Origin of the sequence: Lysinibacillus sp. NPDC056220 (assembly GCF_049315265.1) — a bacterium.
GTDB lineage: Bacteria > Bacillota > Bacilli > Bacillales_A > Planococcaceae > Lysinibacillus > Lysinibacillus pinottii.
In genome coordinates this window covers 922,727-940,028 of the sequence record NZ_JBMOXD010000002.1, presented here as the reverse complement: position 1 = coordinate 940,028, position 17,302 = coordinate 922,727, and the positions used below count along the sequence as shown (strand labels likewise).

General features: G+C 36.7%; 17 protein-coding genes, 1 pseudogene and 1 riboswitch. Of the genes and pseudogenes, 7 read left to right on the top strand and 11 right to left on the bottom strand.

Translation table 11 applies throughout. The features are described from left to right. Positions 1 to 114: 114 nt before the first annotated feature. Positions 115 to 1,395, bottom strand: coding sequence for a Na+/H+ antiporter NhaC family protein (locus tag ACOZBY_RS09620; protein ID WP_197150200.1), 1,281 nt, complete (start codon positions 1,393 to 1,395; stop codon positions 115 to 117). 104 nt (positions 1,396 to 1,499) lie between these two features. Beyond that, a riboswitch (SAM riboswitch) is annotated at positions 1,500 to 1,603 on the bottom strand. Between the two features lie 125 nt (positions 1,604 to 1,728). Further along, positions 1,729 to 1,962, bottom strand: coding sequence for a DUF3953 domain-containing protein (locus ACOZBY_RS09615; RefSeq protein WP_422762115.1), 234 nt, complete (start codon positions 1,960 to 1,962; stop codon positions 1,729 to 1,731). A gap of 1,559 nt (positions 1,963 to 3,521) precedes the next feature. On the opposite strand from ACOZBY_RS09615, the pseudogene ACOZBY_RS09610 reads away from it, so the two are divergent. Further along, positions 3,522 to 3,903, top strand: a pseudogene (locus ACOZBY_RS09610) (SAM-dependent methyltransferase); the annotation flags it as partial. A gap of 164 nt (positions 3,904 to 4,067) precedes the next feature. On the opposite strand, the gene ACOZBY_RS09605 reads toward ACOZBY_RS09610, so the two are convergent. After that, positions 4,068 to 4,445: a VOC family protein gene (locus tag ACOZBY_RS09605; protein ID WP_036216645.1), complete on the bottom strand. Its 378-nt coding sequence runs from the start codon at positions 4,443 to 4,445 to the stop codon at positions 4,068 to 4,070. Positions 4,446 to 4,609: 164 nt separating this feature from the next. On the opposite strand from ACOZBY_RS09605, the gene ACOZBY_RS09600 reads away from it, so the two are divergent. Then, positions 4,610 to 5,803: a Ger(x)C family spore germination protein gene (locus ACOZBY_RS09600; protein WP_155273062.1), complete on the top strand. Its 1,194-nt coding sequence runs from the start codon at positions 4,610 to 4,612 to the stop codon at positions 5,801 to 5,803. A gap of 292 nt (positions 5,804 to 6,095) precedes the next feature. Here ACOZBY_RS09600 and ACOZBY_RS09595 read toward each other — a convergent pair whose 3' ends face one another. Further along, positions 6,096 to 7,547: a M56 family metallopeptidase gene (locus tag ACOZBY_RS09595; RefSeq protein WP_422762113.1), complete on the bottom strand. Its 1,452-nt coding sequence runs from the start codon at positions 7,545 to 7,547 to the stop codon at positions 6,096 to 6,098. Further along, positions 7,544 to 7,906 (bottom strand): BlaI/MecI/CopY family transcriptional regulator, encoded by a 363-nt coding sequence (locus tag ACOZBY_RS09590; protein ID WP_012294791.1) that lies wholly within the window; start codon positions 7,904 to 7,906, stop codon positions 7,544 to 7,546. Before ACOZBY_RS09590 ends, ACOZBY_RS09595 begins: the two co-directional genes overlap by 4 nt. A 307-nt stretch (positions 7,907 to 8,213) precedes the next feature. On the opposite strand from ACOZBY_RS09590, the gene ACOZBY_RS09585 reads away from it, so the two are divergent. The 3 genes from ACOZBY_RS09585 to ACOZBY_RS09575 all read left to right on the top strand — a co-directional run bounded on the left by ACOZBY_RS09585 (position 8,214) and on the right by ACOZBY_RS09575 (position 10,258). After that, entirely contained in the window at positions 8,214 to 9,080 is an 867-nt protein-coding gene (locus ACOZBY_RS09585; RefSeq protein WP_198696165.1) for an effector binding domain-containing protein, read from the top strand. A 16-nt stretch (positions 9,081 to 9,096) separates the two neighbouring features. Beyond that, positions 9,097 to 9,678: a GNAT family N-acetyltransferase gene (locus ACOZBY_RS09580; RefSeq protein ID WP_012294793.1), complete on the top strand. Its 582-nt coding sequence runs from the start codon at positions 9,097 to 9,099 to the stop codon at positions 9,676 to 9,678. 142 nt (positions 9,679 to 9,820) lie between these two features. Next, positions 9,821 to 10,258: a hypothetical protein gene (locus ACOZBY_RS09575; protein WP_036163927.1), complete on the top strand. Its 438-nt coding sequence runs from the start codon at positions 9,821 to 9,823 to the stop codon at positions 10,256 to 10,258. A gap of 264 nt (positions 10,259 to 10,522) precedes the next feature. Here ACOZBY_RS09575 and ACOZBY_RS09570 read toward each other — a convergent pair whose 3' ends face one another. Beyond that, positions 10,523 to 11,368 carry an alpha/beta fold hydrolase gene (locus tag ACOZBY_RS09570; RefSeq protein WP_422762110.1) on the bottom strand — a complete coding sequence of 282 codons (846 nt, stop codon included), beginning with the start codon at positions 11,366 to 11,368 and terminating at the stop codon, positions 10,523 to 10,525. A 191-nt stretch (positions 11,369 to 11,559) separates the two neighbouring features. Between ACOZBY_RS09570 and ACOZBY_RS09565 the strand changes: the two genes are divergently transcribed. Both ACOZBY_RS09565 and ACOZBY_RS09560 read left to right on the top strand, forming a co-directional pair. Next, positions 11,560 to 11,994, top strand: coding sequence for an SMI1/KNR4 family protein (locus ACOZBY_RS09565; protein WP_036161921.1), 435 nt, complete (start codon positions 11,560 to 11,562; stop codon positions 11,992 to 11,994). A gap of 42 nt (positions 11,995 to 12,036) precedes the next feature. Then, positions 12,037 to 12,522, top strand: coding sequence for a tetratricopeptide repeat protein (locus tag ACOZBY_RS09560; protein WP_012294797.1), 486 nt, complete (start codon positions 12,037 to 12,039; stop codon positions 12,520 to 12,522). A gap of 38 nt (positions 12,523 to 12,560) precedes the next feature. Here ACOZBY_RS09560 and ACOZBY_RS09555 read toward each other — a convergent pair whose 3' ends face one another. From ACOZBY_RS09555 to ACOZBY_RS09535, 5 genes are all read right to left on the bottom strand, one after another. Then, positions 12,561 to 12,773, bottom strand: coding sequence for a DUF3955 domain-containing protein (locus tag ACOZBY_RS09555; protein WP_036161924.1), 213 nt, complete (start codon positions 12,771 to 12,773; stop codon positions 12,561 to 12,563). A gap of 355 nt (positions 12,774 to 13,128) precedes the next feature. After that, on the bottom strand, positions 13,129 to 14,172 hold the full coding sequence (locus ACOZBY_RS09550; protein ID WP_012294799.1) for a phosphotransferase family protein: 1,044 nt from the start codon (positions 14,170 to 14,172) through the stop codon (positions 13,129 to 13,131). Positions 14,173 to 14,184: 12 nt separating this feature from the next. Next, on the bottom strand, positions 14,185 to 14,961 hold the full coding sequence (locus tag ACOZBY_RS09545; RefSeq protein ID WP_099806242.1) for an SDR family oxidoreductase: 777 nt from the start codon (positions 14,959 to 14,961) through the stop codon (positions 14,185 to 14,187). After that, positions 14,958 to 16,193, bottom strand: coding sequence for an acyl-CoA dehydrogenase family protein (locus ACOZBY_RS09540; RefSeq protein WP_012294801.1), 1,236 nt, complete (start codon positions 16,191 to 16,193; stop codon positions 14,958 to 14,960). Before ACOZBY_RS09540 ends, ACOZBY_RS09545 begins: the two co-directional genes overlap by 4 nt. A gap of 156 nt (positions 16,194 to 16,349) precedes the next feature. Beyond that, positions 16,350 to 17,243 carry a LysR family transcriptional regulator gene (locus tag ACOZBY_RS09535; protein WP_012294802.1) on the bottom strand — a complete coding sequence of 298 codons (894 nt, stop codon included), beginning with the start codon at positions 17,241 to 17,243 and terminating at the stop codon, positions 16,350 to 16,352. Positions 17,244 to 17,302 lie beyond the last annotated feature (59 nt).

The following is a 17,302-nucleotide window of genomic DNA, read 5'->3' as shown; positions in this document are numbered from 1 at the left end:
TCCTAAGAGTGGAGCATGTTAGGTTTGGTAGTATATTACTCAAATATTAAAAATGACAAAAGTCATCGAGAGTGAACTTCTCGATGACTTTTGTCTACAGTCTGAAAGAAAAGTTTAGGCCTTCTTTTCTTTCGGGTACCCAATGAGAATAGCTATCATACCACAAATACCAATAAGAATAGGATAGAACGAGTATGGTAAGATACTCACTGGCGATATTTTGGCAACGCTTGCGGCTACTAGGAATTGAGCTCCGTATGGGAGAAGACCTTGAACCGTACAGGAGAAAATATCTAAAATACTTGCGGACTTTTTCGGCTCAATCTCATACTGATCAGCAATATTTTTGGCAAGCGGCCCAGCAATTAAAATAGCAATTGTATTATTGGCTGTAGATAAATTAGTTAGGCCCACAAGACCAGCTATACCTAATTCAGCGCCCTTCTGCGATTTAATCCTGCGTGTTACAAGGCGGAGCAAAAAGTCAATTCCTCCATTAAATTTAATAACCTCCACCATTCCAGCTATTAATATAGCTAGAAAGGCGATTTCAAACATACCTTCCATTCCTTCGCCAATTTTTTGTATAAGGCTCATTAGGTGATAGCTGCCATCTGCTAAGCCAACTGCACCGGCGAGGACAATCCCTAATGCAAGAACGAGGAAAACATTCATTCCCGATAACGCTAAAATAATCACTAAAACATAGGGAACAATTTTTACCCAATTATAGCTTAAATGCTCTACTTGAGCTGTTCCACCGGATGTCATAAACCCTAAAATAATGCTCGTAACCATAGCTGCCGGCAATACAATCCAAAAATTGACCTTAAATTTGTCCTTCATTTGCGCTCCTTGTGAACGAACGGCAGTAATAGTAGTATCTGAAATAAAAGATAAATTATCACCAAACATTGAACCGCCTATAACCGCTGCTATCACTAAAGCAATAGATAGCTCAGTCTGATCGCTTATCCCAACTCCTATGGGCGCCAGTGCAACAATTGTCCCCACTGACGTACCCATGGATAGAGAGATAAAACAGGCAATGATGAATAAACCTACAACAAGCAAGTTTTGAGGAATAATTGATAATGCAAAGTTAACAGTGGAATCTACGGCCCCCATCCCCTTGGCTACCTCTGAAAATGCCCCTGCTAATAGAAAAATAATAACCATCAGCATGACATTTAAATTTCCAGCACCTTGGCAAAAAATATCAACCTTCCGTGAAAACGATTCTTTTCGATTCATCGCTAGAGCCACAGCTCCCGAAATGCTAATAGCTACAATAACAGGGAAGGCATAAAAATCACCCGTCATAACCCCTGAACCAATAAATAAAATTATAAAAACAACAAATGGGATTAGCGCCCATGGATTCTCTCTCCTCATTGTTTACCTCCCAAAAATTAAAAATCAGCCCTATTTTTGTTTTTTCACCATAAAAAAGGCCTCATCTTGAAATAACAAGAAGAGGCCTTATAGTTAAAACGCTCCTCTTATCTATCAAGGACATTGCTTGCTGGATTTGGCACAGTAACTTAATAGTTCCGCTGCCGAGATTTCATCGGGCCAGTCCCTCCATCTCTCTTGATAAGAAGAAAAATATTATATTATATTTTTGACACAATATTAAAATACTAAAATAAAACATCCATAATTGCAACATGTTTTTAATTAGAAAAATTTTCTTGGCACTATCTTTAAGGTCCAGAATTCAACTTTTTAGATTAATATGAAGCTTTGTATAGACACATACACCGAAAATATAAATACGCCAACTAGAAAACAACCATATAATTTTCTCTCTCTCCCAAACTCTTTAATTCCTAATATTAACATAAATAAACCTAGGAAAAGGATCATTAAGAAATTTAGGCGGTATTCATATGTAATAAGTCCATAAATGGAAAGCGTGATGCCTATCGTTGATAAAATAATTTGTACTGTTTTTAACAAAACGATTCCTCCCTTTTTGCTTAAACAAATACTGTCAGTTATCTAACTTTTTTTGAATAAATAAATTCTATGATAGGTGATATGACCAATGTAAACCCAACGACTAAGAACAAAGGATAATTTTTCATGTCATTTAAATTGGAGACACCCTCTGAAGCAAAAAAAATTAGACAAGCTAAAATCATTAAAACATACTATCCAATTTTAGCATTGTGTGCTTCAATATGCTTATCCAGTTCATCTTTATCTTCTTTAATATCGCTATGGTTACCCGAAGAAGAATAAGGAAATAAAGCTAATTATAATAGAACCTCCATCAATTATTCCGAAACGAATCCATCTGTAGAGGGTAAAACTAACAATGTACAAACATATACAATGACTAAAAGACCGATTAATTTTTTCGATTGATGCATCCTTTGTCTAACCTCTATAGTGACAACTATTACCATTTAAAAATTGATTTATAATTTTAAAAAATCCAACAATACCCATTTAAACAATAATTTGTAAAATTCGGTTCGCTCAAAAAATCTATCCCTTTATGGCAAAACGGGCCATGGGAATTTCAGCTCTCGCCTCTTTTTCACAACTAATGACATTCGATTAACAAAAAATAACTTGTTGGAAGTATGGCTACGTTTGTAAGATAAGGCTAGCTTGCCTCATAAATTAATGTTCTTGAAATCTCAGATAAAAACAAAAAACCAGATGCTCCTCATAGAAGAGCGCCTGGTTTTATTGTGAAAGTGAATCTTACTAATTTACTTAGTTTTGATTCGTATTAATACTACGCTAAGTTAAGGCGTTGAACAAGTTAAAATATTTTCCAATCTAATTTTTGGGGGAATTCTTGTTTTTTCGAGCATAGGATTTACTCATTGCTATGTAATTTTCTAAAGTTCATGATTTTCATAAAAGTAGAAAGCCAACAAAAAAGACTAGATGCCTACATAATTATGTAAGTTCTAGCCTTTTAAGTGAAAGTGAATCTTACTAATAATATTGCTTAGCTTTAGATTCAATTATGAATACGAAAAAACAGCTAAAAAGTTTCACTATTTGTCCTATTTTTTCGTATAAAATAGGATTGTCTGCACAAAAAGACCAGGAAATCACGGAATAAGTGAATCCTGGCCTTTTTGTGAAAAGTGAATGTTACTAGCTTGCTTTAGTTTTTGTATTCTACTAGTAAGGTAGACGGTTGACGTTGCGATAAGTTACATAAAATTTAAAAATATTTTTTAAGCTTTTACTTGAATAGCAAAATCCCGCTGCCCCACCTAGTAATAACGGAAAGTTATACCTCCCTTTTGACATTGTATAGCTGCCTTTTCCAGTGTCTTTGAATGGAGATGGTTGCTGTAAAAAGAGGTATGAAATTTCCCATTTGCAGTTGTAGCACATATATCATTCACCAGAAGTCTACGGTGCATTTCCACTTCCTCGGGATTGCTCCTTGCTGAGAATCTTTTCTTTTACATGAATCAACTTCATCCGACGACTTTGCAGAATGAAGTGGGTGCCAATTAAGACTCACAATTACGAGAAAAGTGACTCTTTTGAAACAAGGCTTTCAGTATAAAAAAACATTTTTTAGTCACTTAGGTGTCTCCTATTACTTAACGAAAGAACAACTGGCTAGCTTAATAGACCATCTTTTTGCCCTAGTTATAGTAGGCAGTTCACTTGTCTTGGACTATGGTGATGAATCGTTATTTAGGAAAAAGGTATCTCTAACAGAGTAGAGAATATGGTGAAGATGGCGGCAGCTGGTGGTGAACCAATGAACTCATGCTATGAGGAAATGAAGAAGACACTAGATCAATCAGGGCTACTCATCTATCTCTATCTGCAATTCAACAGCTTTATTTTCAACATCAAACTGATTATCTATCCGCTTTTGAAACAATCCATTATCTTCACATTGTTAAAAAGTAAAGTATAATCAAATCATTTTTAAAACAATTCTTAATTTTCTATCTATTTCCCAGGCAATTAACTATTTCGATATAATATTTATGTATATGATAGTAGTGTAAAGCTAATTAGCCTTACACCTCCTAGATTTGTTACTAGGGTCACTGTTATAAACAGTGACCCGCTTATGATTGGCAACCCCCTAAAGGATTTCCATCTAGATCATAGAAGGTGAAAAATTTTATTTGTCCTTCTCCTCCGATAGGATTTACTTCCACTTGTTGCTCTACTAGTGATTGGTAGGTATCTTCAATAGTTGAAGATAGGAAATTGAAGTATTTCCCTACCCCAAAATGATTATCTGGAAAATGTAATGGTTGATGATTCTCCGTTTTGACTAAACATACGACCGTAACAGATTGTTCCCCTATTTTCATGACCGCTGCGTCTTCTTCTATATTTAAAAGCTTAAACCCAAGCTTTTCCTCATACCATTTAACTGATAATTGAGGGTCCTTTATCGGGATAAAAATGGCCTCTACTCCATTTAATAATGATCGCATCCCTTTTTTCCTCCTATTTAAAATGATGTATATACTTTTTTCTATTAATAGACGCTTTTGTCCTCTAAAAAAATTTCCCCCGTACTCCTCTTCTTGTTTATTTTCCCTATTATTTGCTTATCCTAATTAGTATCGGAAATGTCTTAGCCCTTTTCCTAGAGGAGGTGCCAATCATTAAACACACGGTGTCATTCTTTCTCCTACTTCTAACCGTTTTGTTGTTAACTGGATGTTGGAATAAGCGAGAGTTAAATGAATTAGCTATTGTCACTGCTGTTGGGGTCGATAAAACAGACGAATTTATAGAGCTATCCATTCAAATCGTTAACCCAAGTCAAATAGCGACGAAGAATTCAACAAGCTTTCAAGTCCCTGTTGTTACCTATCACGCAAAAGGGAAAACCTTATTCGAAGCTATTCGGAAATTAACAACGCAGACGCCAAGGAAACCCTATTATGCACATACTCAAGTTATTATTATTGGTGAAGAAATGGCTGAATATGGTATGAATAGTATTTTAGATTTATTTCAAAGGGACCCTGAGGGAAGAAGTGATTTTAATATTATTGTTGCCCATGAATCAACAGCGCAAGATATTTTAAGTATATTAACACCGTTAGAAGATATTCCTGCCAGTAAATTGTTAAAATCCTTAAAGGACTCTGAAGATGCATTGGGAACAACTGAATCAGTGATTTTAGACGATTTAATCAATTCTTTAGGGAGTATTGATCATAGTGCTGTTCTGCCCTCCATTCAAATACATGGAGATGCAGATGCAGGAAAGAGTAGCTCCAACATCGAAAAAATGGATAGTCCTGCTAATTTACAATACGGTGGACTTGCTGTTTTTAAAAACTATAAGCTTATAGGCTTCTTATCAGAGGAAGAAAGCAGAGGCTATAATTTCTTACACAACCATATAAAAGGTACCGTTCAAAAAGTCCCTTGTTCGGAAAAGGGGAAAATATCAGCGGAAGTTTTAAATTCTTCTACAAAAGTTACTGGCAGCTTTAAAAATGATAAACCCTCCATCCATGTACAGGTTGAACTTGAACAAAATATAGCGGAAATAAGTTGTCCATTGGATCTAACAAAGCCAGAAACTATTGATACTCTTAATAAAGAAACAAGCAAGTTAGTTCAAGCGAATTTAGAACAAACATTTCACACTATTCAAAAAACCTATCAGGTTGATATTTTAAAGTTTAGTGAGGTACTACATCGCGAAGACCATCAGGCATGGAAACGTATTAAAAAAGATTGGGCCACGCTTTACCCCAATCTCCCCGTGCATATTGAGGTAAAGGTGAAAACAAAAGGCATTGGTACAGCTAGAAAGCTAAAAGTAGGCTAGAGAATAAAAAATGACCAGCCTCTCCTTGAGAGTGCTGGTCATTACTAATTAGCGTATAGCTTCAAATGTAATGGATGAAGAATTTTCATCAGGCTGCTGATGAAATGTGTAATCACTTTGGGCGTTATTTTGCACTATAAATAAAATATAAAAAGTCCAATTTCTCATTATTTAAATTGAGAAATTGAACTTTTATAGTTACTTCAAAATAGCGTCTATTAAAGGAAAAACATTTTCGCTATGTGTGATCCATTAAAGTATCCCCGCAAGGCCAAGTTAGGATGAAAAACATTTAAGGGGTGTTATTGGTTTCGCTAAATGAAAGGCTTTCTAAACGATCAATCAATTGTCGGAGACCTGTTTCATCAGTGGCATAATGCCTGACATCCTCTCCCAATAGTTTGTCCGCCTGTTCTCTTGTAAACGTAAAGGTATTAACCATTCCATCGTTTTGGTGTGGGCTGTCAACAATCGAATAGGTTATAATATCGACGTTATCAATTATACTTAAGAGGAGAATGGAATTACGATAATAAATTTCATTATTTATTTCCCCCTTATCTATCCCGGGAACAGAATCATTCATTATATAATTGACAGTTACCTCATAAGGCTGAGCTGTTGTTTGAAGTGCCATCCCGTTCCATTCAAGACCTGTCGGTTCGGGCATTCCACTGAGAAGACCGCCTACCTTACTAGCGTTACCTACATAAAGAGTTTTGTTCTCCATTAGCTTTTCTAAATTATATCCAGAATATAATGACTGCAAGGGTCCCTGCTGCAAAGGCTTGGGATTGGCTGTACATCCTACAACTAAAGTTGCAATAACGAGTATATAAGCTGCAATCATCCTTTTAGAAGGTTGGCGGTAAGTAAGAATGTTTTGAATTCTTGCCTTCACATTGCTCTCTCCAAAAGCAATTGGACTACCGGTTAGTCCCCCCTTTTTACTAACAGAAAGTGTAAGCAATGAGGTTGAATAGCTTCCTTTAATCTGATGCCCCATTTTGTTAACAACACTTTCATCGCAGGACATCTCCATATCTTTACTCATAAGAGCATAAGATAACCACATTAGCGGATTAAACCAATGAATGATGAGGAGCATAAATGCAAAAGGTTTTATCAGATAATCACGTCTCATAATATGAATCTTCTCGTGTAGTAAAATGTAAGACAGCTCATGATCACTCATGCCGATTGGGATATATATTTTCGGTTTCAGGAAACCGCAAACAAAGGGTGTGTCAATCTGATCTGTCTCATATATATTATCCTTGACAAGTGTTGCCGTTCGGACCTTAACTAATATTTTCAAATACGACAGAATGCTAAAAAGCAAAAGAATGACTATACCTGTAATCCAAATTAAACTTCCAATCCACACGATGATTTGCATGGGGTTTGCGCTTGCCATCGGGGTAGCCACTGGATAGGATGAGTTTATAAAATAGCTTATCTCCTTAATTCCAATATCCACAACTGGATTTTTTTGCATCCCGATTTCTTGGGGTACAAATTCCATGAAACCTGTGCCAGTTTTCTTTTGGAAATCTACAAGACCTAATACACTTAAACTTGAGGTAAAACTAACAGGGGTGATCAGTCGGATGGCTACGGCTACCCATAGAATATAAGAAAATATTTTAGGAGCTCTTGTCAAAAGAAATCTCACCAAGATAACCGCAAGTGCAACAAAGCTTGCGGTAATGCTCATATTAAGGATTACTAGAAACAGGTTCATGATTTAGCTGCCTCCTCAATAATCCGTTTCAACTCTTCGGCTTCCTCATTAGAAATGCCCTTTCCACCTAGAAAAGCAGTTAGAAACTGCGGTAAGGATCCATTGAAGGACTTTTCAACAACCATCTGACTTTCGTATTTCTGTGCGTCCTCTTTTTTAACAATGGATGTGACCGTTGCTTCCTCATTTTTAAGGACTCCCCGTTTACATAACTTTCTTAAAACAGTATAAGTCGTTGATTTCTTCCAGCCAAGTACTGCTTGGCTTAGCTTTACAAGATCAGTAGAATTAATAGGTTCGTTATCCCAAATCAGGCATGTAAATTTATATTCGGCATCGAACAATTTATACGGCTCCATTCTGACCACCACCCTCCTGTTAAGTTTATTGAGATAAACCTCTCGTTGATTAGTTTATCGTAATAAACCCATATTGTCTATAAACTGAAGAGTTTAACTTTACTCCTTTTTATAATACGGAATTTTTATACCATGTAACGAAACTCATTGTAATGATGAAGGCTTTAATTGACAGTGGCACACCCATTAAAGATGTGCAAAATAACTCCTAAAGAAACATAGGTCCACTATAATGTAAAAATTAGCACAAATTATCAAGAAATATTTCCCTTTAAATAGTACGATGAGAATGAGAAAGGATGATCGTATGGATTATTTTGAAAGAATTCAAAACGCTATAGAATATATAGAGGATAACCTACAAGAAAAAATGTCGATCACAAATATTTCTTCGCAATCGTATTTTTCAGCCTTCCATTTTCAGCGACTGTTTCAGGCGATAACTGGATTTTCTGTACAGCAATATATTCGCAATAGAAGGCTTTCAGAAGCGGCCGTTCTATTAATAACAACCTCCCAATCTATACTCGAAATAGCGATTAGCTTTGAATACGGTTCTCAAGAAGCATTTACACGAGCATTTGTTCAGTACTTTGGGATAACACCGACTAAGTACAGAAAGAATACCTATTCTATTCCATTGCAAAATAAAATAAACTTTTTAGATTATAAAATAGATGGTGAACTTCCAATGCAAAAACCTACAATCGTACATTTAGGAAAAAAGTTAATCACCGGCTATGTCTATCCAACATCCTTACAAGATGAGAGGTATTATGAAGAAATCCCAGGCTTTTATCATGATTTTGGTCGTCAACAATATTATGACTGTATTGCACAAAAAGTGGCCCCTAATGTGGCATATGGAATCTCTACAAGCTTTCACGAGGATGGTCAGTTTTCCTTTATTGTTGGTGAGGAAGTCCAAGCATTTGAGGAGCGTGTTCAGCAAGGATTTACCCATTTAGAATTACCCGCTGGTCAATATGCAGAATTTATCTTGAATAGTAGTGCAGAAGGTATTCAGAATACAAGACGTTACATTTACGGGGTATGGTTGCCGAATTCCAATTATGATAGAGATATGGGTCCTGATTTTGAAATAACAGATGTCATGCAATCTATCTATCCATATAATCTGAAAATGAAAATTTACATTCCAATTAAAGGCTAAGAAAGGAGCCAAAAAAATGATGATTGAAAAGGTTTTTACTCAATTCCCTTTGCTACATACGACTAGTCTAACATTAAAGAAAATAGAAGCGTCTCATGTGGAAGATTTGTTTGCCATCTATGATAATAATAAGGTTTTCGAGTTTTGTGGTATTATTCCAAAACACAACCTTCAAACCGTTCAAAAAATGATTGGGCATTTCGAAAGAGACTTTAAGAAGAAAAGTAGAATAAAATGGGGTATTTTTGAAGCGTCCCATAGTAATAAATTAGTGGGTATTATTGAAGCTATGGACTTTAATCAGAAAGTAAATATGGTGACAATTGGATATTACTTAGCAGAAGATTTTTGGGGAAAAGGCATTGCTACGAAGGCAGTTGAAATGGTCGTGAATTATCTTATAGAGGAGGTTCAGGTGAATCGAATTCAAGCTGAAGTCATGCCATTAAATGAACCTTCGAAAAAAGTACTACTAAAGAATGGCTTTATCAATGAAGGTTTATTACGACAAGCAACATTATGGTCTGGCAAAGGCGTTGTTGATCTAGAAATATATGGACTACTGAAAGAAGATTATGTAAGTCATTCAAAAAACTAGACTCTATTTAGGAGTCTAGTTTTTTCTTTTAAATGACAGTTAGATGGACATATTACCAGCTCAAGATAGCTCTTTTACATAGATTAGAAATAGAAGATTGGCGCAGGAATTAACATTCAAACCATAAAGGAGCGTTTCAAGAATGGATGAAAATCGATATTTAACAAGATTGGATAGAGATTTAGATAATTATCATAAATTTTCTAAATGCTATTGTGAATCGAAGAACTATTGCACAGGTCACTATTACGGCATAGATGAAATGGCTGAAGATGATTCTTATCGCATCAAGTATTATAATAGTTCTCAAGACAGAAAAAAACAGTTGGAAAACCACATAAGAAGCAAGGATAAAAAACATTGTGAAGGCTGTGTTTGTAGTCAATTAGAACGTTTGGACCCAGGGACATTAGTAGATATCTATCTTTCTGATGGCCATTGTTTTTGTGGTATTTACTTTCTCTATCTCGATCCACATAGCTGCTGTGCGTATTTCCTTCAAATCGATGACACCGCTAAACCGGTAATTATTGACTGCCAGCAAGTGAATGCCCTAAGCAAAACTAATACAGGTAGCTAATGCATGGGCTCTTCCCTTTTGGAAGCAGCCTTTTTGTCTGATGATTCGTCATGAGTTTTCCCTACTTGTATTCGATAGTCATCCCGGACGAGAGTACGTCTACAACGAATAGTCAAAATCACCTACCTAACCAGAGGGAATAGGCGACGAAAACTCAAACAAGATTTTTGAAAGATTTTCATCGTTAATGGCTCCCTCTTTCTACATAAGAAAGAGCAGTATGATAACATATAAATGTTACCCACTGCTCTAAGTTTTAAAAAATTACCCTTCGTTTATCCAATTAATGAGCTGTTTATCAAAAAACTCGGGCTCTTCAAACATAGGGTTATGACCACTTTTTTCAAATATAACTTTCTTTACTTGAGAAGTATCATCTATCGCGTCCCATAGTGAAACAGGGGCAACTAAAAAATCATACATCCCTAGTCCGACAAAAACGGGTTTACTAAATGATCGAGTTAGGTGTAAAAGATCCTGCTCAGCAAAGGCTTTTCCCCAAAGATAATCGATCACTTCCATATTGGTATAAACGCCTTCCCACATGGCAGTAGCATTGTACGAATAATCATAGAAACTATGTGCACCCATACGAATACACATATGAACAAAACGTCGTTCCGGTTCCTTCTTTATATCTTGCGCTAAGAAAGCAATCTCCCGTTCAAATTGTTTTTTTCGCACAATACTGGCAGTGGCTTCAAAATAGGACAGACTTTGCTGTTGTCTTTCTTGGCTATTCGTTGTAGCTGTATTTAATAGAATCACCTTCCGAACATGTTGAGGGTATGTGTTGGCATACGCCATCGCCATAAATGCATGACCTGAGTGCCCTAAAATAATGAAATGCTCTAACTTTAACAATTGTCGGGCTTGTTCAATATCGTCGACTATTTTCTCCAAGGTATAATCTTCTTGTTTTAAACGACGAGGAGGCTTCACAAATCCACGATGATCTAAAAAAATAAGCTGAAAATGCTGGGAAAGGTTTTCTGAGAACAGTCGTGGATAATATACACTGCTCCCTACGACTAAAATAGGCTCACCCTGCCCTTTTATATAATAATGTAATTCAAATCCATCACAAATAATCTTTTGTTCACTTTTCATTTTTTTTCCTCTTTTCTTATTAATCTATCACTCCCTTTCCTCTTTGCATTCCCGTGTCTTTTCCATCGAACGCTCCAGCATTCTATTCACCTCATGTATTTTTCTTTCACACAAACAATACCATTACTACTGGTTTCTAGCAAATTATTGATTATATAATGAAGGAAGCATCTACTAAAGGGTGGGAGGAAATGAAAGAAAGTCTATTAGAACGTTTGAAGGTATTTCTACTCAATATGGAACACCACACATTATTAGGCGAACCAGCTAGTGAAGAGGAAATTATCTGTGCTCAACAGATGCTCAGTGTACAATTCCATAAGGATTACGTGCAGTTCATTAAAATGTTTGGGGGAGCCTATGCAGGATTAGCAATTCATGCTTTTTCTAATGGTTCCAGTATAGGAAATGAAACAGTCATCGATTTAACGCTGGCATTTCGTCAACAATTCAGTGATGTCCTTTCTCCAAATAGCCTGGACACTAGCTATGTCATTTCAATGGATGGTGGAGGGAATCCCATTTTTATGGACTCATCTGGAAAGTTTTTCTTTTGTGATCATGGTACAATCCTATTATTAGCTGATTCTTTCGAGCAGCTGATCGAAGAAAATTTTTTTGAATGATAACCTATTTAATGCAATACATTACAAACAAGGGGATTAATAATGGATAAACAATTAGAGCAAGTACTAACATTGAGAGAGAATGGCCAGCTGAAGGAAGCCAACCAATTAATGGTGAAGTTGGTCAATGAAAAACCTGAAAATGCTTATTACCAATTTCAATGTGCCTGGACCTACGATTCTTTAGGACAAGAAAAAGAAGCTGTTCCCCACTATGAAAAAGCCATTCAATTAGGATTAGAACCGGATATTCTATTGGATGCCTATCTAGGTTTAGGTAGCACGTATCGGACATTGGGGCTGTACGAACAAGCAAAACGGACATTGGAACAAGCGATCCACGAATTTCCTGAAGCAGAGCATGTCAAGGTTTTTTATGCTATGACACTTTATAATCTTGGTGAACATGCAAAATCTATGGAAACATTATTAAATACTTTAGTCATCACAACCAACCATCAAGGTATTATAGATTACAAAAAAGCTATTCATTATTACAGCAACAAGCTCGATCAAACATGGTCTTAACAAAAAAACAGGCTTCTATGAAAAGCCTGTTTTTAGCGTTATTTTGCGACATTTTGTGTTTTTAATGTTGAAAAAAAGATCAGTGTTAGTATGCCACTAAAGAAAAATAAATAGCTCAACGGGATTAAAAAGAAGTTCTTCTCCACAATTACTCCGTTTGCCAGTACCTCATCGCCAATAATTCCTTTTATCAATAAGCATAAAACACCTACCATCACAGGAATGGTAGCTAAAAAATATTTCTTCATCATGTCTTCCTCCAAATAATTTAATTATTGTATGTGATTGTTATCAAACATATTTTTTGATTTGCTATAGTTATAATACTTATTATCACATCTTAAGTCAATATTTTTTTATCGAAAAACAATAAATTGTTATTGTTTTTATTCCCTACTCATTCTTTCGCAAAAAGATAGAATATATGATAAAATAAGAACATACATTCCACCTCTCTTAAATTATTTTTACGTGTGTACGTTTTGTTAGTTGAGTAATTTTTGTGCGAGCGATACTTACTAACAATATTCTAATGTCGGATAATCTGTTACAAGGTTTTTAAAAAAACAGCTACTCCTATAAAAAAAGTAACTGTTTTTCCAACGATTAAATAGAAGCCGAAGCTTGTTGTATTAAGGCAGCGACCATTTTATCCATTTGAGCGAAGCGATCATCCTGTGTTTGCCCTTTGGCATAGCGATAATAGATTTGCTGACAAATGACGGCTAATTTGAAATAAGCGAATGTACAATAATACTGAATGTCTGAAATATCTCTCCCACTTTTTTCAGCATAACGTTCCATAAATTGCTGACGAGAATAAAATCCTGGCAAAACCGTAACGGGTGGGTCGCCTAGTGCATGTAATAGCATTTTTGGATCATCCGCTTGCATCCAATAACTCATCGCGACACCTACATCAGCTAGTGGATCCCCTACTGTGGTCATTTCCCAATCAAATAAACCAATCATGTCGGAATAGTCCTCAGAGAACATAGCATTATTCAATTTATAGTCATAATGAATAATGGTTGCCTCCTTATTAAGAGGAATATGTTTTTTTAACCAGTCTGTCAAAGCTTTTACTTCAGCATACTCTGCTGTTTTAGCTTTTTCATAGCGCTCGATCCAACCATGTACCTGTCGTTCCATAAATCCGTCAGGCTTCACCATATCTTTTAGCGGCGTGTCTTCATATGGAATTGCATGAAGTGCTACTAATGAGTCAACCATCTTTTCAGACAGCTGACGGGCTAGTTCCTCAGTCGGTTTTATTCCTTTTGGAAAATAGGTGTCGAGGACGATACCTTTTTTGCGCTCCATTAAAAAAAAATCGCTACCAATGATGTCTCGGTCCTCAATATAAACATAAGGTTTTGGAACCGCAGGTAAAAATGGATGCAATGCCGATAAAATGGTAAATTCCCGCTGCATATCGTGGGCCTTCTTAGCAACTGGGCCAAGTGGCGGTCTACGAAGGACCACTTCAAAATCAGCTATTTTCAAGCAATATGTTAAATTGGAATGACCAGCACTAAATTGTGAAATTTCCAATTGACCCTGTGGTAGTTCAGAAAAATGGCTTTCTAAAAAAGCGTGCAATTTGACTGCATCTAGTCGTTCACTTGACCTTACTTGCATTGTATCCATCTTATCCCTCCCTTAAATAATGGCACTCATGCCCCCATCAACAACAACGACGTCCCCTGTCACATAATCTGATGCCGCTGATGCTAGAAATAACGCCACACCCTTTAAATCATTTTCGGAGCCAAGTCTTTTTAAAGGTGTAGCACCCATCAAATAATCTTGACCTCGTTCAATTAATACATTGGACATTTTGGTTGGAAAAAAACCCGGTGCAATGGCATTGACATGTACACCATAAGGTCCCCATTTGACAGCTAAATCCTTCGTTAATGTTATAACAGCACCTTTGCTTGCATTATAGGCAACGGTATCCATAAACGCAGGTAGAGTACCACCAAGCCCTGCGATGGAAGCAATATTAATAATTTTCCCGCTTTTCTGCTCTACCATCCTTTTGCCTACTGCTTGGCTCATTAGAAATGTTCCATTCACATTGACATCAAATACTTTTTGCCAGGCTTCATAAGGCATATCGATAGCAGGAGTTCCCCATGAGGCACCACTGTTATTGACTAAAATATCAATTTTACCGAACGTAGTCATCGTTTGCGCCACAACATTTGCAATATCCTCTGGTTTTGTCACATCACAGGCTAACGCTAATGTTTGAACCCCTAACTTTTCAAGAGCTGTCGCAACCTCCTCACAGGCTTCCACTTTTCGCGAGCATAAGACAACATTGGCTCCAGCCTCTGCAAAGCCTTGGGCAATTTGCGCACCGAGTCCTCGTCCCCCTCCTGTCACAATGGCTGTTTTCCCCTGTAAGCTAAATAATTCCAATACAGTCATTTCACCAGCTCCTTATGTTTATTCGCATGCTTTTTTAACTCTAGTTTGGCAACTGTATTACGATGTACTTCATCTGGTCCATCTGCTAATCGTAATGTTCGAGAGTTTGCCCACTGTGCAGCAAGTGTTGTATCAGGCCCTACACCAGCAGCTCCAAATGCTTGAATCGCTCTGTCTATAACTCTCAATGCCATATTCGGTGCAACAACCTTAATCATGGCAATTTCTGCTTTTGCCTCTTTATTGCCCACCGTGTCCATCATATAAGCAGCCTTTAAAGTCAAAAGTCTTGCTTGCTCAATATCAATACGGGACTCAGCAATTCGTTCACGCATCACTCCTTGATCTGCTAGAGGTCTGTGAAATGCATGACGCTCCTGTACACGAACACACATTTCCTCTAATGCCCGTTCCGCTGCGCCAATAAGACGCATGCAATGATGAATTCTTCCTGGGCCTAAGCGACCTTGAGCAATGGCAAAACCTTTTCCCTCTCCCCATAAAATATGGTCTATGGGTACGCGTACATTCGTAAAGGTAACCTCTCCATGTCCCTCTGGTGCATGATCATAGCCAAAAGCCGTTAACATGCGCTCCACTTTTACTCCTGGCGTATCCATTGGTACTAGAATCATAGATTGTTGCTCATGAATAGGGGCTGTTGAATCTTTATGTTTACCCATAAAAATAGCTACTTTACAGCGTGGGTCACCAGCACCTGTTGTCCACCATTTATGACCATTTAAAATATATTCATCACCATCTCGTTCAATACTTGCCTCAATATTCGTGGCATCACTCGATGCAACTGCAGGTTCAGTCATCGCAAAGCAGGATCGGATTTCCCCATGTAATAACGGTTCAAGCCACTGCTTTTTTTGTTGTGTGGAACCATAGCGAACAAGTACTTCCATATTACCTGTATCTGGTGCATTACAATTAAACACTTCTGGTGCCAATAGTGAACGTCCCATAATTTCACATAATGGAGCGTACTCTAGATTGGTTAAACCCGCTCCGTATTCACTATCTGGTAAAAATAAATTCCATAAACCTGCCTCCTGCGCTTTCTGCTTTAGCTCATCCATAATGGGTGGAATCGCTCCCCAACGATCCTCCATCGCCTCGATTTGTGCAGCATAAACGGCCTCATTCGGATAGATGTATTGCTCCATAAAATTCGTCAGCTTGTCCTGTAACTTCACAACTTTTTCACTATAGGAAAAATTCATTGGAAGAAACCCCCTTTGCTTGAACTCCGAAAAAATGAATGATTGTTCATTTTATTCTTACATTAAATGTTATCGCTATTTTTCTAGTAAATCAATTCCATTTCATGAATTTTCTAATTAAAAGGAAAATTTCATGTATATAGCAATTGGATTAGTTTACATTGTTTTCGTTTCAAAAAATTGCAGTACATCTTTCAGTAATTGACGGATAGCAAATGGTAAATGGCGATTTTTTAAGTACACCAAATAAACATTCCGACATAGATTCGCTCCTTCAATTTCCTTTTTAACAATGGTTTTAGCTGTCGGGCCTTGTAAATAGTTTTCTGGTAAGATGGTTATCCCTAAATTTTCTCTGACAAGAGATACAGCCGTTTCAAAGCGTTCAATTTCAAATTGAATATCAATGCTCTTCCCTGCTTGTTCAAAAGTATTTAAAATATCACGTCTTGTTTGAAATCCTTCTGTACTTATAATAAAAGGCTCTGCACTAATATCTGAAATCGATAAAGTCTCTTTCTTCGCTAATGGATGATGTAGGGGTAAAACAGCTACTAAACGCTCCTCATATAAGGTCTTAACTTCAAGCTCAGGATCATCCATCAGCTGATTGGTAATAATTAAATGCGTTTTATAGCTTTTCAAGGATTTTTTCACACGCTTACTGCCTAAAATATCCACTAAATGGATCATCATTTGCGGATAGTCTTTTTTATAGTTGGCAATTACTTTAGGAAGCCAATGCTTGATTGATTCCATCACACCAATCGTAATTTCACTCGTGCCATGTACAACGACTTCATCCATTTCTTTTTTTAGCACTTCCATATTTTTCACAATAACTTTTGCACGTTCAAATAGCACCTCACCAGCTTCCGTCAACTGCAGATTTCTAGTATTTCTGTCTAATAAGGGGGAGCCAATCTCATGTTCTAATTTTTTGATGGCATTACTTAAGGAAGGCTGCGAAATATGCAGTCTTTCTGCGGCTTTCGAGAAATTCATATGCTCTGAAACAGCGATAAAATATTGTAGTTGTTTAATATCCAATACGGTGATCCTCCCTCATTTATAGTTTAAAGCTATAGATTGATATTAATTATATATTA

Coding starts and splice junctions, on each gene's coding strand:
- ACOZBY_RS09620 (WP_197150200.1), bottom strand. CDS start 1,395: ATGAGGAGAGAGAATCCATGGGCGCTAATCCCATTTGTTGTTTTTATA.
- ACOZBY_RS09605 (WP_036216645.1), bottom strand. CDS start 4,445: ATGCGATCATTATTAAATGGAGTAGAGGCCATTTTTATCCCGATAAAG.
- ACOZBY_RS09595 (WP_422762113.1), bottom strand. CDS start 7,547: ATGAACCTGTTTCTAGTAATCCTTAATATGAGCATTACCGCAAGCTTT.
- ACOZBY_RS09590 (WP_012294791.1), bottom strand. CDS start 7,906: ATGGAGCCGTATAAATTGTTCGATGCCGAATATAAATTTACATGCCTG.
- ACOZBY_RS09585 (WP_198696165.1), top strand. CDS start 8,214: ATGGATTATTTTGAAAGAATTCAAAACGCTATAGAATATATAGAGGAT.
- ACOZBY_RS09580 (WP_012294793.1), top strand. CDS start 9,097: ATGATGATTGAAAAGGTTTTTACTCAATTCCCTTTGCTACATACGACT.
- ACOZBY_RS09575 (WP_036163927.1), top strand. CDS start 9,821: ATGGATGAAAATCGATATTTAACAAGATTGGATAGAGATTTAGATAAT.
- ACOZBY_RS09570 (WP_422762110.1), bottom strand. CDS start 11,368: ATGAAAAGTGAACAAAAGATTATTTGTGATGGATTTGAATTACATTAT.
- ACOZBY_RS09565 (WP_036161921.1), top strand. CDS start 11,560: ATGAAAGAAAGTCTATTAGAACGTTTGAAGGTATTTCTACTCAATATG.
- ACOZBY_RS09560 (WP_012294797.1), top strand. CDS start 12,037: ATGGATAAACAATTAGAGCAAGTACTAACATTGAGAGAGAATGGCCAG.
- ACOZBY_RS09555 (WP_036161924.1), bottom strand. CDS start 12,773: ATGATGAAGAAATATTTTTTAGCTACCATTCCTGTGATGGTAGGTGTT.
- ACOZBY_RS09550 (WP_012294799.1), bottom strand. CDS start 14,172: ATGGATACAATGCAAGTAAGGTCAAGTGAACGACTAGATGCAGTCAAA.
- ACOZBY_RS09545 (WP_099806242.1), bottom strand. CDS start 14,961: ATGACTGTATTGGAATTATTTAGCTTACAGGGGAAAACAGCCATTGTG.
- ACOZBY_RS09540 (WP_012294801.1), bottom strand. CDS start 16,193: ATGAATTTTTCCTATAGTGAAAAAGTTGTGAAGTTACAGGACAAGCTG.